This is a genomic window from Streptomyces sp. SPB162 (assembly GCF_029504575.1).
Taxonomy (GTDB): Bacteria; Actinomycetota; Actinomycetes; order Streptomycetales; family Streptomycetaceae; genus Actinacidiphila.
On the sequence record NZ_JAQFII010000001.1, the window covers coordinates 3,304,296 to 3,319,546 of the forward strand.

Genomic DNA, 15,251 nt, shown 5'->3' on the forward strand with positions numbered 1-15,251 from the left:
CTGTCGGCCGGGGGTTTCAGCCGGCGCTGCGGTTGGCACTCGCGACGACGCAGTCGGTCCACTCACCGACCTGGACGGCGGCGTCCAGGTCCCCGGTGACCTCGACCGTCTTCGTCGAGCGGGCCTTCACCAGGGTGCGGGAGAGTTTGGAGGTGCCGATGCGCTCGCCCTGGACGTTGTTCAGGCGCACCACGGCGGTGAAGTAGTACGACCTGGTGCCCCGGCTGTTGTCGATCCGCAGTTGTGACGTGGGCCGGGACGCCTCCGGGCCGGAGCTCTGGCAGCGCACGACGGTCACCTGGTCGATCGCGGTGGGCTGCGACGTCGAGCCGGAAGAGCTGGACGAGCTCGGCGAGCTGGTGCTCCGGCGGTACGTCGTGGTGGACCGCGGCCGGGGGCTGTAGCTGTAGCCGGAACTGGAACCGGAGCTGGAATCAGAAGTCGAACCGGAACCGGAAGTGGAACCGGAGGATGACGATCCCGAGTTCGAGTTCGAGCTCGACGAGCCGCTGCTGCTGTGGCTGCTGCTGCAACCGCCCCCCTTGCCGTGACTCTTGCTCTTGCTCTTGCTCGAGCTGAACCCCGTGAGAGCGAGAACGACGACGGCGAGTACCGCGACAAGTCGCAGGTGGCGGAGGTGCATGGTTGACGATCCCCAGTCGTTGGCAGGAGCGCGTCAGGTTAGCAGCCTGGTCCCGCGCACCCCCGCGAGCGGACGTCCAGTGGAACGGACATTCCTAGGCGAGTCCGTCCGCGTGGCGGGCTCGCGCCGCCCGGCATAGCGTGAGTCGCGTGGGGGGCCGGATCGCACGGGGGCGCCGAGATTGGACGACGCACGATGTTCCGCAACGTCTTCGGGTCCCTGATCGCCCTCTTCGGAGCGGCAGCCGCCGTCTGGAGCCCCTTCCGGGCCTGGTACGCAGGCCGCCACGGCTCGGAGATCCGCATAGAGGACCTCTTCGACGGGATCACGCCCGACCGGGCCGCCGTCCTGGGTTCCCTGTTCCTCCCCATGCTCTTCGCCGCCGTGATCACCCTGCTCGGGGTCCTGCTGCGCTCCCGGCTGCTCGTCGCCTGCGCGGGCGTCATCGTCCTCGGCTTCACCATCCTGTGGATGGTGCGCCAGGGGCTCTCCGCCGGCTACCTCACCGCGGGCGGCAACGGCCTCGGCATCGGCGTGGCCAACGCCCTCGGCGGCGGCGCCCTGCTCCTGATCGGAGCCGCCATCATGTCGGGCCGCCGCCACCGCCGCACCTTGGGCCACACGCCGCCGCACGCGGTCGACCCCGTGGACCACCCCGCCGTGGACCACGTCGAGGACGACCCCACCCTGCGCCACCCCACCGTGGATGACACCGCTCCGTACCAGCCCACCGTGAACGACCCCGCCCCGCACCGGCCCCCCACGGACGACACCGCGACCTGGCCCCGGGCCGAGACCGTCACCGGCCCGGTGTGGAACCCGCCCGAGCCCCCGACCGTACGTCCCACGGTGCACGAACGCCCGCAGTAGCGGTCCCGCAGTAGCCGTCCCCGTCGGACGCTAGTGCTCTGGCCGGAAAGGTTCACCGGTTCGCGGCGTCCGGCACGGCACTTCGCTGCGTTGTCGGAGTCGTCCGAGTACGCCCGGTACGAGGACGATCCTCCGCCGTGCGACGCACCGCACCGGACGCCGCGAATCAGGCAAACCCTTCCGGCCGGAGCACCAGACACGGCCTAGGGCCGCCGCGCCGCGGCCCCCGTGCCCTTCACCGCGTCCAGCGCGTAGACGCAGCGGTCCTTGCTGCACGCGTACACGACCCCGTCCGCCGCCACCGGCGACCCCGTGATCTCGCCGCCCGTCTCGAGCTTCCAGCGCAGCTGGCCGCCGCCGGCGTCCACCGTGTAGAGGCAGTGGTCCTTCGAACCGAAGTGGACGCGTCCGTCCGCGACGACCGGCGACCCGACGATCTCGCCCTGGGCGGCGAACCGCCACTTCGGATTGCCCGTGACCGCGTCGAGCGTGTAGAGCGCGCTGCCCGCGCCCAGCAGGACGTCGCCGCCGGCGACGAGCACCGGCTCGAGGGACTGCCGGGGCTCCGTGGCGACGCGCCAGCGGTCGCGGCCGTTGTGCGAGTCGAGGGCGTAGACGGTGCCGAGGTGGTCGGCGATGTAGACGCCGCCACCCGCGGCGCTCGCGCCCGGCACGTGGGCCGGCGGGCCGAACATGACGGCGGGGGCGTCGAAGCGCCAGCGCTCCGACCCCGACCTGGCGTCGAGGGCGAGCACGCGCGTGCCGGCGGTCACGTAGACGACGCCGTCGGCCACGACCGGCCTCGTCGGGACGCTGCCGGTGGCGCCCGGGACGCCGGACGCGCCGACCGGGTACGACCAGCGCTCGGCGCCGGACCCGGCGTCGATGGCGTAGAGGCGGCCGCCTCCCTGGAAGTACACCGTGCCCGCCGCGATCGAGGGCCCGGACTCGGGGGACTCGAACTCGGTCTGCGCGCCACCGCGCTCCCAGCGCAGCAGGCCGCGGTCGGCGTCCCAGGCCTGGACGCCGCCGCCGCGCGTGCCGGTGACGACCGTGCCGTGCTCGGCGCGCAACGAGTAGATCCACCCCTCGACGCCGGTGCGCCAGAGGTCGCCGCCGTCGACCGTGTCGAGGGCGTAGAGGCTGGGTCCGTCGGAGGCGTGGATCCGGCCGTCGGCGACCGCCATCGTCCAGGCGACGTCGCGGGTCTTGAACTGCCGCCGCCCGCTGGCGATGTCGAGCGCGTGCACCTCGAAGGAGGTGACGTAGAGGCGGCCGTCGGAGACGACGGGCGTACCCCATACGTCGTTGGACATGCGGAAGCGCCAGGGCCGCCACTCCCCCGCCGGGGTCGGCGGCGAGGGCTGCTGCGCGGGAAGCGCGCCGGGCCCGTTGGCCCGGTGCGAGCCACCGCGCCGCACCCAGTCCGTGCCGGGGGCGCCGTTCGGCGGCTGCGCCCTGTGGTCGGCGTCGGCGACGCGCAGGCCCGGCCCTATCGGGGCGGAGCCGGCCAGTCGGACGGGACCGTGCGCGGGCGGCTCGGCCACGGCGCCACCGCGGCCGCCGACGGGCGCGTCGGGACGGCCGGGGCCGACGGGCCTGTTCGGACTGCCCGGACCGTTGAATCCGTCAGGACCGTTCAGCCCACCCGCACCACCGGCGCCACCCTGCCGGCCACCGGCCGCGCCGTGCCGGCCGTGCCCGACCGGGTCGGGGGTGCGGGGCGGGGCGGATGGCGGCGGGGGTGGTGAGGTCCTGGCGTTGACGGCGACGGCCGGGCGGCCGCTGCGCCGCTGTTCTATCAGCGCGACCGCGCCCGGCGGCAGCCACGCGGACGCCGTACCGGTGTCGTCGCTGCCGGTGGAGAAGAGGTGCGGGGCGAGCTGCGCCTGGAGCTCGGCGGGCGTGGGCCGCTGATCGGCCTCCATCCGCATGCAGGACTCGATGAGCGGCCGCAGCTCGCTGGGCAGACCCGCCAGGTCCGGGCCTTCGCGGAGCAGCATGAAGACCGTCTCGACGGGGTTCGCGCCGTGGAAGGGTGCGTGCCCCGTCGCGGCGAACACCAGCGTCGAGCCGAGGGAGAAGATGTCGCTGGCGCCGCGCACGCTGCGCGAGTCGCGGGCCTGCTCGGGCGACATGTACGCGGGGGTGCCGACGGCGACGTTCGTCATGGTCAGCCGGGTGTTGGACACCCCGCTGGCGATACCGAAGTCGATCACCCGGGGCCCGTCCTCGACGACCAGGACGTTGGACGGCTTCATGTCGCGGTGTACGAGACCCGCGCCGTGAATCGACTGCAGCGCCTCGGCGACGCCGGCGGCGAGCCAGCGGACGGCCTGGGCGGGCATCGGCCCGGCCTCGTTGATGATCTCTTCGAGGGAAGGAGCCGGAACATAGGCGGTGGCCAGCCACGGCACGGCGGCGCGCGCGTCCGCGTCCACGACGGCGGCCGTGTAGAAACCGCTGACCGCGCGGGCCGCCTCGACCTCACGGCTGAAGCGGACCCGGAAGAGCTGGTCCTCGGCGAGCTCGGCGCGCACCGTCTTGATCGCGACCCGGCGGCCCGAGGCCGACCTTGCGAGATAGACCAGCCCCATGCCGCCGGCACCGAGCCGGGCCAGCACCTCGAAAGGGCCGATCCGTCGCGGGTCGTGCTGCGTCAGCTGCTCCACCACTGCCCGTCCCTCCCCGTGGGGTGTTCCCCATATGGAAGCTGATTCTTCCTGGCGAAGGGTCCAGTTGCGAACCCGGGGGCGTAACGACACGAGATTCGTCGATTCTGTCGGTACGGACCCCGGGTTCCGTCGAGAGTGAGCGGACGGCTGACCGGAGCGGGAAGCGGCTCGCGGCGGGACCCGAACCGGGCCGGAACCAGGCGAAACCCCGGCTCGGGCCGCGTCGGGCGGGGCGCCGCCCGGTCTCCGGCGGAGCCGATTCCGGGCTGCTGCCGAGCGACCTCGATCGAACGCGGAAGGAAGTCCGGACGGCGTGTCGCGGGGTGGCGTCGTGGCGCCCATGACACCTAATGAGGCGCTTCACGGCTTAACAGGGCAAATAGCCGGTTCCAGGCGCCGGGAATCTTTACCCACAGAAGTTATCCACAGGCTGTTGATAAGATGATTCGCTCGAATGGCGGACAGGAGCCGGTCCTGCGCGGTCTCGGCGGCCCGCTACCCCCGCCCGGGGCCGGACGACGTCGGCCACGAAGCCGCGAATAGGTCTGACGGCCAGTTATCCGGCGGAATACGAGGGGAAAGCCAACAGAAAACGGGCGGACAAACGCGCTGCGTATCCCTTCCAACACGGTCAGGAGCGCGCCCGCGCACCTGCGGAAACCGGTCGCCCCCATTTGCAGGAGGCCGAATCGCGCGCTGATCACCCGCCGGTAAACTGACGGCATGACAGGACAAGTTCGCACCGTCGACGGCCGTGTTGCCGGTCGTCGAGGACAGGCGACGCGGCAGAAGCTGCTCGACTGCCTCGGCGAGATGCTCAGCACGTCGCCGTACCGGGACGTCAAGGTCATTGACGTGGCCCGGATGGCGGGCACCTCCCCCGCAACGTTCTACCAGTACTTCCCCGACGTCGAGGGCGCGGTCCTCGAACTCGCCGAGGAAATGGCCAAGGAAGGAGCGAGCCTCACCGACCTGGTCGCGGGACGCTCCTGGATCGGCAAGTCCGGCGCCCTGGCGGCGGAGGAACTGGTCGACGGCTTCCTCTCCTTCTGGCGGAAGAACGATGCGATTCTGCGCGTCGTCGACCTCGGAGCGGCGGAAGGGGACAAGCGGTTCTACAAGATCCGCATGAAGATCCTCAACGCCGTCACCAACTCGCTCACGGATTCCATCAAGGATCTGCAGAGCAAGAACAAGGTCGACAAGGAGGTCAGCCCGGCCGCGATGGCGGGTTCGCTGGTCGCCATGCTGGCCGCCGTCGCCTCGCACCAGAAGGGGTTCACCAGCTGGGGCGTCAAACAGGCCGAGTTGAAGCCGAACCTCGCGCTGCTGGTGCATCTCGGCGTCACCGGGAAGAAGCCCGCCAAGTAGCTCGCCGGGCCTCAAGTGGCCCTTGGCACAGGCCCTTTCGCCTTTCCCACCTTTCCCGTCTGTTCCACCTGTTGCACCCGTTGCACCTGCTCCATCGGTTCCATCAGTTCCGTCAGTTCCGTCAGTTCCGTCAGTTCCGTCAGTTCCGTCAGTTCCGTCGCTTCCGTCAGTTCCATCTGTCCGTCCTGCCACGTCACGCCCAACGCGGGCGCCGTCCGGTCCTCGGGGGAGGTAGCCGGTACGGCGCCCGCGTTTTCGTGCGTGGGCTACTCGCCGCGCGGTACGAGGCGGAAGAGCCGTATCTGCCGCTCCACGCGCGCCGCGTAGGACGCGTAGGGCGGCCAGAACTTCAGGACCGCCGTCCAGGCCGCCTCGCGCTCGGGGCCCTCGAGGAGCCGCGCGACGACGAGCAGGTCCTTCCCCTTCCAGTTGATCTCCGCGTCCGGGTGCCGCATCAGATTGCCGGTCCACGCGGGGTGGTCGGTCCGCCCGAAGTTGCTTCCGATGAGGATGAACGTGCCGCCGTCCTCGGGCATGCACGCCAACGGTGTACGGCGTGGCTGCCCGCTCTTCGCGCCCGTCGCCGTCAGGACGACGCCGGGCAGCATCTGGGCGCTGAGCAGCACCTTCCCCTTCGTCAGCCGGTGCACGACCTTGTCCATGGCCGGGACGACGTACGGCGCGACCTTCGCGAAGCCGCGCGTGGACGACACCTTCTGGACGAGCGGCTTCGAACGCTCCATCAGCGACTTCTTCATGCCACGCTCCCGGCGGTGGCCGACGCGGCGGATGTCGACGCGATCTGCACGGGTGCGGGTGCGGGTGCGGGTGCGGGACTCGACGGGACCGCCGGACCGAAGAGCCCCGCCCGGTCCGCGGCCCGGGCGCGCAGCAGATGGACCGGGCCGAAGAGCAGCTCGTCGGACGCGGCGCGCTTGAAGTACAGGTGCGCGTGGTGCTCCCACGTGAAGCCGACGCCGCCGTGCAGCTGGATCGCCTCGCCGGCGACGGAGCGCAGCGCCTCCAGCGCCTGCGCGAGCGCCAGCGGTCCTGCGACGGGCAGCTCGTCCTCGGAGGCGGCGGCCGCCCATGCGGCGTAATAGGCGGCGGAGCGTGCCGCCTGCACCTGGACGTAGAGGTCGGCGAGCCGGTGCTTGACAGCTTGGAAGGAGCCGACGGGGCGTCCGAACTGCTCCCTGACCTGCACGTATTCCACGGTGGAGGCGAGTGCCTGGTCCGCGGCGCCGACCGCCTCCGCCGCGAGCGCGGCGGCGGCGAGTTCACCTGCCCGGGCCAGCGCGGGCCCCGGGTCGGCCGCCTCGTCGCCGCCGAGCGGCACGGCGAGGACGTCGCGCAGCTCGATCCGGGCCTCGGGCCGGGTCTCGTCGAGCGCGGTGAGGCGGGTGCGTACGACGCCGGTCGAGCCTGCCTCGACGAGGAAGAGCCGGGTGCGGGCGGCCGCGTAGCCGCCCGCGTGGGCGGCTACGAGCAGCAGGCCGGCGCTGTGCCCGTCGAGCACCTGATCGGCCTGCCCGTAGAGCCGCCAGCCCGCCCCGCCCGGCTCCTGACGGGCCTGGATGCCGCCGGCGCGGCCGCCGCCGGCCCAGTTGCCGTCGTTCGGCCCCGTCAGGCCCAGTGCCGTGCCGAGCCCGCCCGGCAGCGCGAGCGCCACCGTGACGGTGCCGGCGGCGATCCCGGGCAGCAGGTCGGCGCGCTGCCGCTCGGTGCCGAGGTCGGCGATGAGCGGGGCGGCCAGCACCGCGGTGCTGAGCAGGGGGGACGGCAGCAGTGTGCGGCCCGCCTCCTCGCAGGCCAGCACCAGCTCGGTCGGCCCGCAGCCGGCGCCCCCGTACTCCGTCGGCAGCCCGAGCCCGGGCAGGCCGAGCTGCTCGGCGAGTTGGCGCCACAGGGCTTCGTCGTATCCCGCGGTGGTGCCGACGGCCGCCTTGACCTCGTCCGGTCCGCAGCGTTTCCGCAGTACCTCTCGCAGGGTGCGCCGGATCTCGTCCTGCTCCTCGGTGAACGCGGCATCCATCGGCGGGCTCCTCACAGCTGATCTGACGGTCCGTCATCTTAGGGAGCGCGAGTCCAGATGCACAGGGCCGGGGAGCAGCCATTCCCGGCCGGGCATGATGTCCGGCATGAGCCAGAACCCCGGCCGGGAACCCGGCCACGACCCCCGCTCGGACGGCAGGGGCGCGCGCCCGGAGCCGCAGCCCCCGCGCAGCGCCACGCTGCGCTTCCTCTCCCCCGGCCCCGACACGTCGACGACGCAGCTCAAGGTCTATGCCGGGATCTGGGCCGTGCTGCTCGTCCTGTGGATCAGCGCCCAGTTCTGGACGAGCGACATCTCGGGCTTCCAGCGGATGCTGTACGCCCTCCTCGCGCTCGTCGCACTGACCCAGGTGTCGTCAGCGGCCACCCGGCTGCGCAGGAGGCGCTGACTTTCCCCTCCCGCACCCTGGCCACATCCCCTGTTCCGTGGCTTCACATCTGATGTACCGTCAGATTTATGCCTGCTGCTCGCAAGGTCGCCGTCGTCGGCGTCGCGCTGTCCGACTGCGGACGGGTCGACGACGCCACCCCGTACGCCCTGCACGCCCAGGCCGCCCGCCGGGCACTGGCCGACTCCGGGCTCGACCGGTCGGTCGTCGACGGGCTCGCCTCCGCCGGACTCGGGATCCTCGCGCCCGTCGAGGTCGCCGAATACCTCGGTCTCCGCCCTACCTGGGTGGATTCAACCGCCGTGGGCGGCTCGACCTGGGAGGTCATGGCCGCGCACGCCGCCGAGGCGATAGCCGCAGGACACGCCAACGCCGTGCTGCTCGTCTACGGCTCGACCGCACGCGCCGACATCAAGGCGAAACGGCGCACCGCCAACCTCTCCTTCGGCGCCCGCGGGCCGCTGCAGTTCGAGGTCCCGTACGGCCATACCCTCGTCTCCAAGTACGCGATGGCCGCGCGCCGCCACATGCACGAGTACGGCACGACGCTAAAGCAGCTCGCCGAGGTCGCCGTACAGGCCCGCGCCAACGCCGGCCGCAACCCCGACGCGATGTACCGCACCCCGATCACCGTCGACGAGGTGCTGTCCGGGCCGATGATCGCCGACCCGTTCACCAAGCTGCACTGCTGCATCCGCTCCGACGGCGGCGGCGCGGTGCTGCTCGCCGCCGAGGAGTACGTGGCGGACACCGCCAAAGCCCCCGTCTGGATCCTCGGCTCGGGGACCGCCGTCTCGCACACCACGATGTCCGAGTGGGCGGACTTCACGGTCTCTCCGGCGGCCGTCTCGGGCCGGATCGCCTTCGAGCGCGCCGGCGTGACCCCCGCCGACATCGACCTCGCCGAGATCTACGACGCCTTCACGTACATGACGCTGGTGACGCTGGAGGACCTCGGTTTCTGCGCCAAGGGCGAAGGCGGCGCGTTCGTCGAGAAGGGGCGGCTCACGATCGACGGCGAACTGCCCGTCAACACCGACGGCGGCGGCCTGTCCGCCTGCCACCCGGGGATGCGCGGCCTGTTCCTGCTCATCGAGGCCGTCCGGCAGCTGCGCGGCGAGGCGGGCGACCGGCAGGTGCGCACGTCCGGCGGGCGGCTGCCGCGCCTGGCGGTCGCCTCCGGGACCGGCGGCTGGTTCTGCTCCTCGGGGACCATGATCCTCGAACGCGGGTAGGGCGCGGCGGGGGTTTCGCGGCCGGGGACCGGGGTTCGCGGGGCGTTTCGCGGCCGGGGAGCGGGGTTCGCGGGGCGTTTCGCGGCCGGGGAGCGGGGTTCGCGGGGGGAGGGGGTTCGCGGGGGGAGGGGGGTTCGCGGGGGGAGGGGGGTTCGCGGGGGGAGGGGGGTTCGCGGGGGGCTTCACGGCAAGGGAGCAGAGATCGCTGAAGACCGCTCGCCGGGTGCGTGGGTACGCTGGGCCGGTCAGTGGATCTACGGGCCGCCCGGAGAGGGGTATCGCGTGGTCAAGCGGTTCGCCCTGCCCCTGGCCTGCACGCTCGTGCTGGCCGCCGCCGCGCTGTGGATGCCGTGGGCCGCCGGCTCGCCGCCGGACGGCCGGGAGAGTTGGACGAACCAGGCAGCGGCCCGGTTCTGGACCCCGGAGCGGATGGCGAACGCCATGCCGCAGACCGCTCCGTTCGGGCCGGAGGAGCTGCCCACCCCCAACGCGAACGTCAGCACCACCATCGCCCCGGCCGGCGCCGCCCGGCACATCAGCGGCGTCCCGACCGTCGGCGTGCTCTTCTCCGTCGACGACTCGGCCGAGGCCCACTTCTGCTCGGCGAGCGTGGTCCACAGCCCTTCCCGCAGCCTCGTGCTGACCGCCGCGCACTGCGAGGCGGGCACGGACGTCGTCTTCGTCCCCGACTACGTCAAGGGCGCGAAGACGCAGCCGTACGGGACCTGGGCCGTCGACCAGGTCTTCACCGACCCGCGGTGGGACGATTTCGGCACCGGGTCCGACTACGACTTCGCCTTCGCGCGGGTGAAGAGGAACGACCAGGGCAAAGGCATCGAGGACGTCACCGGCGCCAACGTCCTGGCGCGGACGCCCGGCTGGACCAACAAGGTCACCGTCATCGGCTACCCCGGCGAGGCCTTCGACCCGACGGGCCGGGCGATCAGCTGCACGACGGCCACCTCCCGGCTGTCCGGCATGCGGCAGCTGCAGATGGACTGCGGCGGCTACTACGACGGGACGTCCGGCAGCCCGTGGCTGCTGGACTTCGACCCGAAGACGAGAACCGGGAAGGTCATCGGCCTGGTGGGCGGCCTGGACGGCGGCGGCCCGGACGACAGCGTCTCGTACAGCCCGCTCTTCGAGGACGCCCTCTTCGCGCTCTACGGCACGGCGGGTGGCTGATCGACGGAGTCGACGGGCCTCGCCGGAGCGAAGACGGCGACGGCCGGGGCCCGGGGATCGGCTTCGTCCGTGCGGAAGCGTACGTGCAGCTCCTGGCCGATCCGCAGGTCGGACGGCTCGCAGCCGACGACCTCCGTCATCATGCGCGGGCCCTCCGCGAGGTCGACCACCGCGGCGACGTACGGCACCCGGGTGCCGAACGGCGGCAGGTCGTTGAGGTGGACGACCGACCAGGTGTAGAGCGTGGCGCGCCCGCTCGCCCGCTCCCAGGCGACGTCCTCGCTCCAGCAGGACGGGCAGAACTCGCGCGGATAGTGGTGCGCGGCCCCGCAGGCGGCGCAGCGCCGGATCAGCAGGCGTCCGTCGGCGGCGGCCTCCCAGTACGGCCGGGTGAAGGCGTCGATGTCGGGGAGGTCGAAGCGCTGCGCCGTCACAGGAACAGCCCACACAGGTTGTCGAGCGACCATGCCTGCCAGCTCATGGCGAAGAGCGCGACGAGCGATATCAGCGCCATCATCGTGTTCTGACCCTGCTCAGCCCAGTCGTGGATCATCAGGACGAGGTAGAGCAGGTTGAGGAGCAGCCCCGCCGACGAGCGCCACCGGTGTCAGCAGGCCGACCGTCAGCCCCAGCCCGAGCGCCAGCTCGGCATAGACGACGACGTACGCCATCAGCTTGGGCCGCGGCGCGACGACGGTGGTGAAGCCGCCCCGCACGAAGCCCCAGCGGTGCTCGTCCGCGATGCTCTTGGCCCAGGCGATGCCCGTCCCGCGCTCGAACCAGCCCTTCTTGTCCTTGTGCCGCCAGCTCTCCAGCCACCACAGACCGAGGCCTATGCGCAGCACGGCGAGCCATTCGGCTCCGGTGAGCCAGATCGTCTGCATCGCGGGCCTCCTCTTTATCTGACGGTACGTCAGTTCAGCGGATGGAGACAGAGCGCGCAAGGGGCCGGCGCCAAACGCCCTCGGACTGATCGCTTCCGGGACTACTCTCACTCCCGCGCCACTGTCACCTTCCGGTACGTCCCTCCGACAGCCCCTCCGACCGGCCCCGGGAGCATCACATGGTCGACCGCCCCACCTCCTCCGTTCCGTCGGAGTCCGCCGAGTCCCCCGAGCCCACCGCGCCCGCCGCACCCAGCGCGTCTCCCGACGCGATCGTCATCGGCGCGGGACCCGGCGGCCTCGCCGCGGCGGCGGCGCTGAGCCGCCGTGGCGTGCGCACGCTCGTACTGGAGCGGTCGGACGCGGTCGCCTCGTCGTGGCGCGGTCACTACGACCGGCTCCACCTGCACACCACGCGACGGCTGTCCGGCCTGCCCGGCTTCGCCATCCCGCGAGCGTACGGACGCTGGGTCGGCCGCGACGACGTCATCCGCTACCTGGAGCGATACGCGGCGCACCACCGGATCGACGTCGCCACCGGCATCGAGGTGTCGCGGATCGACCGCGTCGGCGACGCCGCCGAGGGCGGCCGGGGAGGCACCGGCGGACGCGCCGGACGCCGCGGCAAGGGCGGCGGCGCGTGGCAGTTGCCCGCCACCGGCGGACGCCTGCTCAACGCGTCCGTCGTCGTGGTCGCCACCGGCACCAACCACGCGCCCCACGTCCCGGAGTGGCCCGGCCGCGAGAGCTTCACCGGCGAGCTGCTGCACGCCGCGCACTACCGCAACGCCGAGCCCTACGCGGGCCGTGACGTCCTCATCGTCGGCGTCGGCAACACCGGCGCCGAGATCGCCGTCGACCTCGTCGAAGCGGGTGCCGCCCGGGTGCGGATCGCCGTCAGGACACCGCCGCACATCCTGCGCCGCACCACGGCCGGCTGGCCCGCCCAGGCCACCGGCATCCTCTGCCGCCGACTGCCGACTGGTCTGGTCGACCGCATCGCCCCGCACGTGGAACGGCTCAGCGTCCCCGACCTGTCCGCCTACGGACTCGCCCGCCCCACCACTGGCCTCTACTCCCGTGTCCGCGACGACGGAGCCATCCCGGTGCAGGACGTCGGCCTCATCGACGCGATCCGGGCGCGACGGGTGGAGCCCGTCGCCGCCGTGGAGAGCTTCGACGGCGACAAGGTCGTCCTGGCCGACGGTTCGCGCATCAGCCCGGAGGTCGTCATCGCCGCCACGGGATACCGGCGCGGCCTCGAACCCCTCGTCGGCCACCTGGGTGTCCTCGACAGCAACGGCCGCCCCGTCGTCCATGGTCCGCACACCCCGCCGGGCGCTCCCGGCCTCTACTTCACCGGCTTCACCAACCCCATCAGCGGCATGTTCCGTGAGCTCGCCATCGACGCCCGGCGCATCGCCCGCGCGGCCGCGCGCACCTCCCGGCGGGTGTGACCGGCCTCCCGCCGATCCGTCCGCGTCTCACCCCTTTCCTCCATATTCCTCAATCGGTCTTCCTCGGATTCCGCCCCGTCCGTTTCCGGCCAAAGAAGCCGCCGGGCGGAGCCCGTCGGTGTGCCCCCGCCCGCCCAAAGCGTCCTGGACAACGGCCCGCTCGGCCTCCTTCACATCTTTCACATGCCCGAACTGTTCCTGACAGGTCGTCAGTTCAGTAATCTGACTGTGCGTCAGTTCTGTATACCTTCGAGCAGGAGCGGGCGAGACCGATGCTTGGATCGACATACAGCACCCGTAGCCCCGGCCCCGGACCCGCCGCACGCGGCGCGTCCGACACCGACGTCGGTGGCCGCCCGCTGCACAACACCGTCCCAAACCTCGACCGGTTCTTCCGGCCAGAGACCGTGGCGGTGGTCGGCGCGTCCGACACGGAAGGACGGCCGAACACCGGCATCACCAGACAGCTCATCGCCTGGTCGCAGCGGGTCGGGGCCCGGCTCTTCCCGGTCAACCCCGGCCGCGGGACCGTCTTCGACCTGCCCTGCTATGCCTCGGTGACGGATCTGCCGGAGACCGTGGATCTCGCGGTGCTCCTCGTCGGTGACCCCCTTCCGGTTATCGAGCAGCTGGGCGAGGCCAAGGTCAGGTTCGCCGTCGCCTTCGCCTCCGGCTTCGCCGAGACCGGCGAGGAGGGCGCCGCTGCGCAGGCCCGCCTCGCCGAGGTCGTCGCCGCCTCGGGCATGAGACTGCTCGGCCCGAACACCAACCTCAACGCCTTCGAGAAGTTCCGCGATGACCTCACCGGGCCGGCCATCGCCCTGATCACCCAGTCCGGCCACCAGGGCCGGCCCCTCTACACGCTGCAGGAACTGGGCATCCGGATCAGCCACTGGGCGCCCACCGGCAACGAGGCGGACCTCGAGACCGCCGACTTCATCTCGTACTTCGCCGAGCAGCCCGAGGTCGGGGCCATCGCCGCGTATGTGGAAGGGCTCAGGGACGGACGCTCGTTCACACTCGCCGCCGACCGCGCGGCCCGCAACAAGGTGCCGGTGGTGATGGTGAAGGTCGGCCGTACCGAGACCGGCGCCCGCATGGCCGCTTCCCACACCGGCAAACTGACCGGCTCCGACGCCGTGGTCGACGCGGCCCTCAAGCAGTTCGGCGTCATCCGCGTCGACGGGCTCGACCAGCTGCAGGACACCGCGGCCCTGCTCGCGCGCGCCAAGCCGCCCACGGCCGACGGCGTCGTCGTCTACTCCATATCCGGCGGCACCGGCGCTCACTTCTCCGACCTCGCCACCGCCGCGGGACTCGACATCCCGCTCCTGTCCGACGAGAAGCAGACCGAACTCCACCAGTGGATCCCGGAGTACCTCAACGTCGCGAACCCGATCGACAACGGCGGCCACCCGGTCGGCGACTGGCGCGGCCGGAAGATCATCGACGCGATCCTCGCCGACCCGTCCGTCGGCGTGCTCATCTGTCCGATCACCGGTCCGTTCCCACCCATGAGCGACAAGCTCGCCCAGGATCTGGCCGACGCGGCGGAGAGCACCGACAAGCTGGTGTGCGTGGTGTGGGGCTCGCCGCTCGGCACCGAGGACGCCTATCGCACCACCCTCCTCGGCTCGTCCCGGCTCGCGACCTTCCGCACCTTCGGCAACTGCGTCAGCGCCGTCAAGGCCTACCTCGACCACCACCGCTTCGCCGCCGCCTACCGCTCCCCCTTCGACGAGGCCCCCGCGCACCCGCTCCTCCTCCGCACGCAAGGCGCAGGCCCTGATGCGCGCGGGCCACCAGCTCAGCGAGCACGCGGCGAAGCAGATGCTGCGCGCGTACGGGATCCGCGTACCGCGCGAGCAGCTGGTGACCAGCGCGGCCGGCGCCGTCCGGGCCGCGGGCCTGGTCGGCTACCCCGTCGTCATGAAGGCGTCCGGCGCCCAGCTCGGCCACAAGACCGAACTCGGGCTGGTCAAGATCGGACTGACCTCCGCCAGCCAGGTCCGTGACGCCTATCGCGACCTGACCGACATCGCTCGCTACGAGGGGGTGGACCTCGACGGCATCCTCGTCTGCCAGATGGTCGAACGCGGCGTCGAGATGGTCGTCGGCGTCACCCAGGACCCGCTCTTCGGCCCGACCGTCACCGTCGGCCTCGGCGGCGTCCTCGTCGAGATCCTCGCCGACGCCGCCGTCCGCGTGCCGCCGTTCAGCGAGAACACGGCCCGCGACATGCTCGGCGAACTGCGCGGCCACCGGCTCCTCGAAGGGGTCAGAGGGGCCCCGCCGGCCGATGTCGACGCGCTCGTCGATGTCGTCATGCGCGTGCAGCGGATGGCGATGGAACTCGGCGGCGACCTCTCCGAACTCGACATCAACCCACTGATGGTGCTGCCGCGCGGACAGGGAGCGGTGGCGCTCGACGCCCTCGCGATCTGCCGGTGAACGGCCCGGGTGGCCTGCGCGGCCCGCACCGTCCGC

The 15,251-nt window shown here is 71.9% G+C and carries 13 protein-coding genes and 2 pseudogenes; 8 read left to right on the forward strand and 7 right to left on the reverse strand.

The annotated features are described in order from the left end of the window. Positions 1-16: 16 nt before the first annotated feature. Complete coding sequence (locus M2266_RS14970; RefSeq protein ID WP_277438650.1) at positions 17-193, reverse strand: hypothetical protein; 177 nt, start codon at positions 191-193, stop codon at positions 17-19. Positions 194-215: 22 nt separating this feature from the next. Here M2266_RS14970 and M2266_RS14975 point away from each other — a divergent pair, with 22 nt between their 5' ends. Together M2266_RS14975 and M2266_RS14980 are read left to right on the forward strand one after the other, a co-directional pair. Then, positions 216-404: a hypothetical protein gene (locus M2266_RS14975; RefSeq protein WP_277438651.1), complete on the forward strand. Its 189-nt coding sequence runs from the start codon at positions 216-218 to the stop codon at positions 402-404. A gap of 434 nt (positions 405-838) precedes the next feature. Further along, positions 839-1,513 (forward strand): hypothetical protein, encoded by a 675-nt coding sequence (locus M2266_RS14980; RefSeq protein ID WP_277438652.1) that lies wholly within the window; start codon positions 839-841, stop codon positions 1,511-1,513. Positions 1,514-1,716: 203 nt separating this feature from the next. On the opposite strand, the gene M2266_RS14985 is transcribed toward M2266_RS14980, so the two are convergent. Further along, positions 1,717-4,188: a PQQ-binding-like beta-propeller repeat protein gene (locus M2266_RS14985; protein ID WP_277438653.1), complete on the reverse strand. Its 2,472-nt coding sequence runs from the start codon at positions 4,186-4,188 to the stop codon at positions 1,717-1,719. A gap of 723 nt (positions 4,189-4,911) precedes the next feature. Here M2266_RS14985 and M2266_RS14990 point away from each other — a divergent pair. Continuing rightward, positions 4,912-5,559, forward strand: coding sequence for a TetR family transcriptional regulator (locus M2266_RS14990; protein WP_269269672.1), 648 nt, complete (start codon positions 4,912-4,914; stop codon positions 5,557-5,559). A gap of 11 nt (positions 5,560-5,570) precedes the next feature. Here the strand turns inward: M2266_RS14990 and M2266_RS14995 are convergent, their stop codons facing one another. From M2266_RS14995 to M2266_RS15005, 3 genes are all read right to left on the reverse strand, one after another. Further along, the gene (locus M2266_RS14995) at positions 5,571-5,735 is read right to left on the reverse strand and encodes a hypothetical protein (protein ID WP_277438654.1); all 165 of its coding nucleotides are present in this window, start codon (positions 5,733-5,735) and stop codon (positions 5,571-5,573) included. 90 nt (positions 5,736-5,825) lie between these two features. Continuing rightward, the gene (locus tag M2266_RS15000; protein WP_277438655.1) at positions 5,826-6,317 is read right to left on the reverse strand and encodes a nitroreductase family deazaflavin-dependent oxidoreductase; all 492 of its coding nucleotides are present in this window, start codon (positions 6,315-6,317) and stop codon (positions 5,826-5,828) included. Further along, complete coding sequence (locus M2266_RS15005) at positions 6,314-7,594, reverse strand: acyl-CoA dehydrogenase family protein (RefSeq protein ID WP_277438656.1); 1,281 nt, start codon at positions 7,592-7,594, stop codon at positions 6,314-6,316. The genes M2266_RS15000 and M2266_RS15005 overlap by 4 nt, the downstream gene beginning before the upstream one ends. Before the next feature lie 106 nt (positions 7,595-7,700). On the opposite strand from M2266_RS15005, the gene M2266_RS15010 reads away from it, so the two are divergent. From M2266_RS15010 to M2266_RS15020, 3 genes are all read left to right on the forward strand, one after another. Then, positions 7,701-8,003, forward strand: coding sequence for a hypothetical protein (locus M2266_RS15010; RefSeq protein WP_277438657.1), 303 nt, complete (start codon positions 7,701-7,703; stop codon positions 8,001-8,003). Between the two features lie 68 nt (positions 8,004-8,071). Then, positions 8,072-9,238: an acetyl-CoA acetyltransferase gene (locus M2266_RS15015; RefSeq protein WP_277438658.1), complete on the forward strand. Its 1,167-nt coding sequence runs from the start codon at positions 8,072-8,074 to the stop codon at positions 9,236-9,238. A gap of 282 nt (positions 9,239-9,520) precedes the next feature. Next, entirely contained in the window at positions 9,521-10,423 is a 903-nt protein-coding gene (locus M2266_RS15020; RefSeq protein ID WP_277438659.1) for a trypsin-like serine protease, read from the forward strand. Here M2266_RS15020 and M2266_RS15025 read toward each other — a convergent pair. Together M2266_RS15025 and M2266_RS15030 are read right to left on the reverse strand one after the other, a co-directional pair. Further along, a complete protein-coding gene (locus tag M2266_RS15025; RefSeq protein ID WP_277438660.1) occupies positions 10,402-10,857 on the reverse strand; it encodes a Zn-ribbon domain-containing OB-fold protein in 456 nt (151 codons plus the stop codon). The genes M2266_RS15020 and M2266_RS15025 overlap by 22 nt on opposite strands. Next, positions 10,854-11,307 (reverse strand): annotated as a pseudogene (locus tag M2266_RS15030) (DoxX family protein). Before M2266_RS15030 ends, M2266_RS15025 begins: the two are co-directional and overlap by 4 nt. Before the next feature lie 179 nt (positions 11,308-11,486). Here M2266_RS15030 and M2266_RS15035 point away from each other — a divergent pair. After that, a complete protein-coding gene (locus tag M2266_RS15035; protein ID WP_277438661.1) occupies positions 11,487-12,764 on the forward strand; it encodes an NAD(P)/FAD-dependent oxidoreductase in 1,278 nt (425 codons plus the stop codon). A gap of 272 nt (positions 12,765-13,036) precedes the next feature. Then, a pseudogene (locus M2266_RS15040) lies at positions 13,037-15,215 on the forward strand (acetate--CoA ligase family protein). The last annotated feature ends 36 nt before the right edge of the window (positions 15,216-15,251 follow it).

What these genes read in the sequence shown, in the direction of transcription:
- M2266_RS15005 (WP_277438656.1), bottom strand. Translation starts at nt 7,594, where the DNA reads ATGGATGCCGCGTTCACCGAGGAGCAGGACGAGATCCGGCGCACCCTG.
- M2266_RS15000 (WP_277438655.1), bottom strand. Translation starts at nt 6,317, where the DNA reads ATGAAGAAGTCGCTGATGGAGCGTTCGAAGCCGCTCGTCCAGAAGGTG.
- M2266_RS15035 (WP_277438661.1), top strand. Translation starts at nt 11,487, where the DNA reads ATGGTCGACCGCCCCACCTCCTCCGTTCCGTCGGAGTCCGCCGAGTCC.
- M2266_RS15010 (WP_277438657.1), top strand. Translation starts at nt 7,701, where the DNA reads ATGAGCCAGAACCCCGGCCGGGAACCCGGCCACGACCCCCGCTCGGAC.
- M2266_RS14995 (WP_277438654.1), bottom strand. Translation starts at nt 5,735, where the DNA reads ATGGAACTGACGGAAGCGACGGAACTGACGGAACTGACGGAACTGACG.
- M2266_RS15015 (WP_277438658.1), top strand. Translation starts at nt 8,072, where the DNA reads ATGCCTGCTGCTCGCAAGGTCGCCGTCGTCGGCGTCGCGCTGTCCGAC.
- M2266_RS14980 (WP_277438652.1), top strand. Translation starts at nt 839, where the DNA reads ATGTTCCGCAACGTCTTCGGGTCCCTGATCGCCCTCTTCGGAGCGGCA.
- M2266_RS14990 (WP_269269672.1), top strand. Translation starts at nt 4,912, where the DNA reads ATGACAGGACAAGTTCGCACCGTCGACGGCCGTGTTGCCGGTCGTCGA.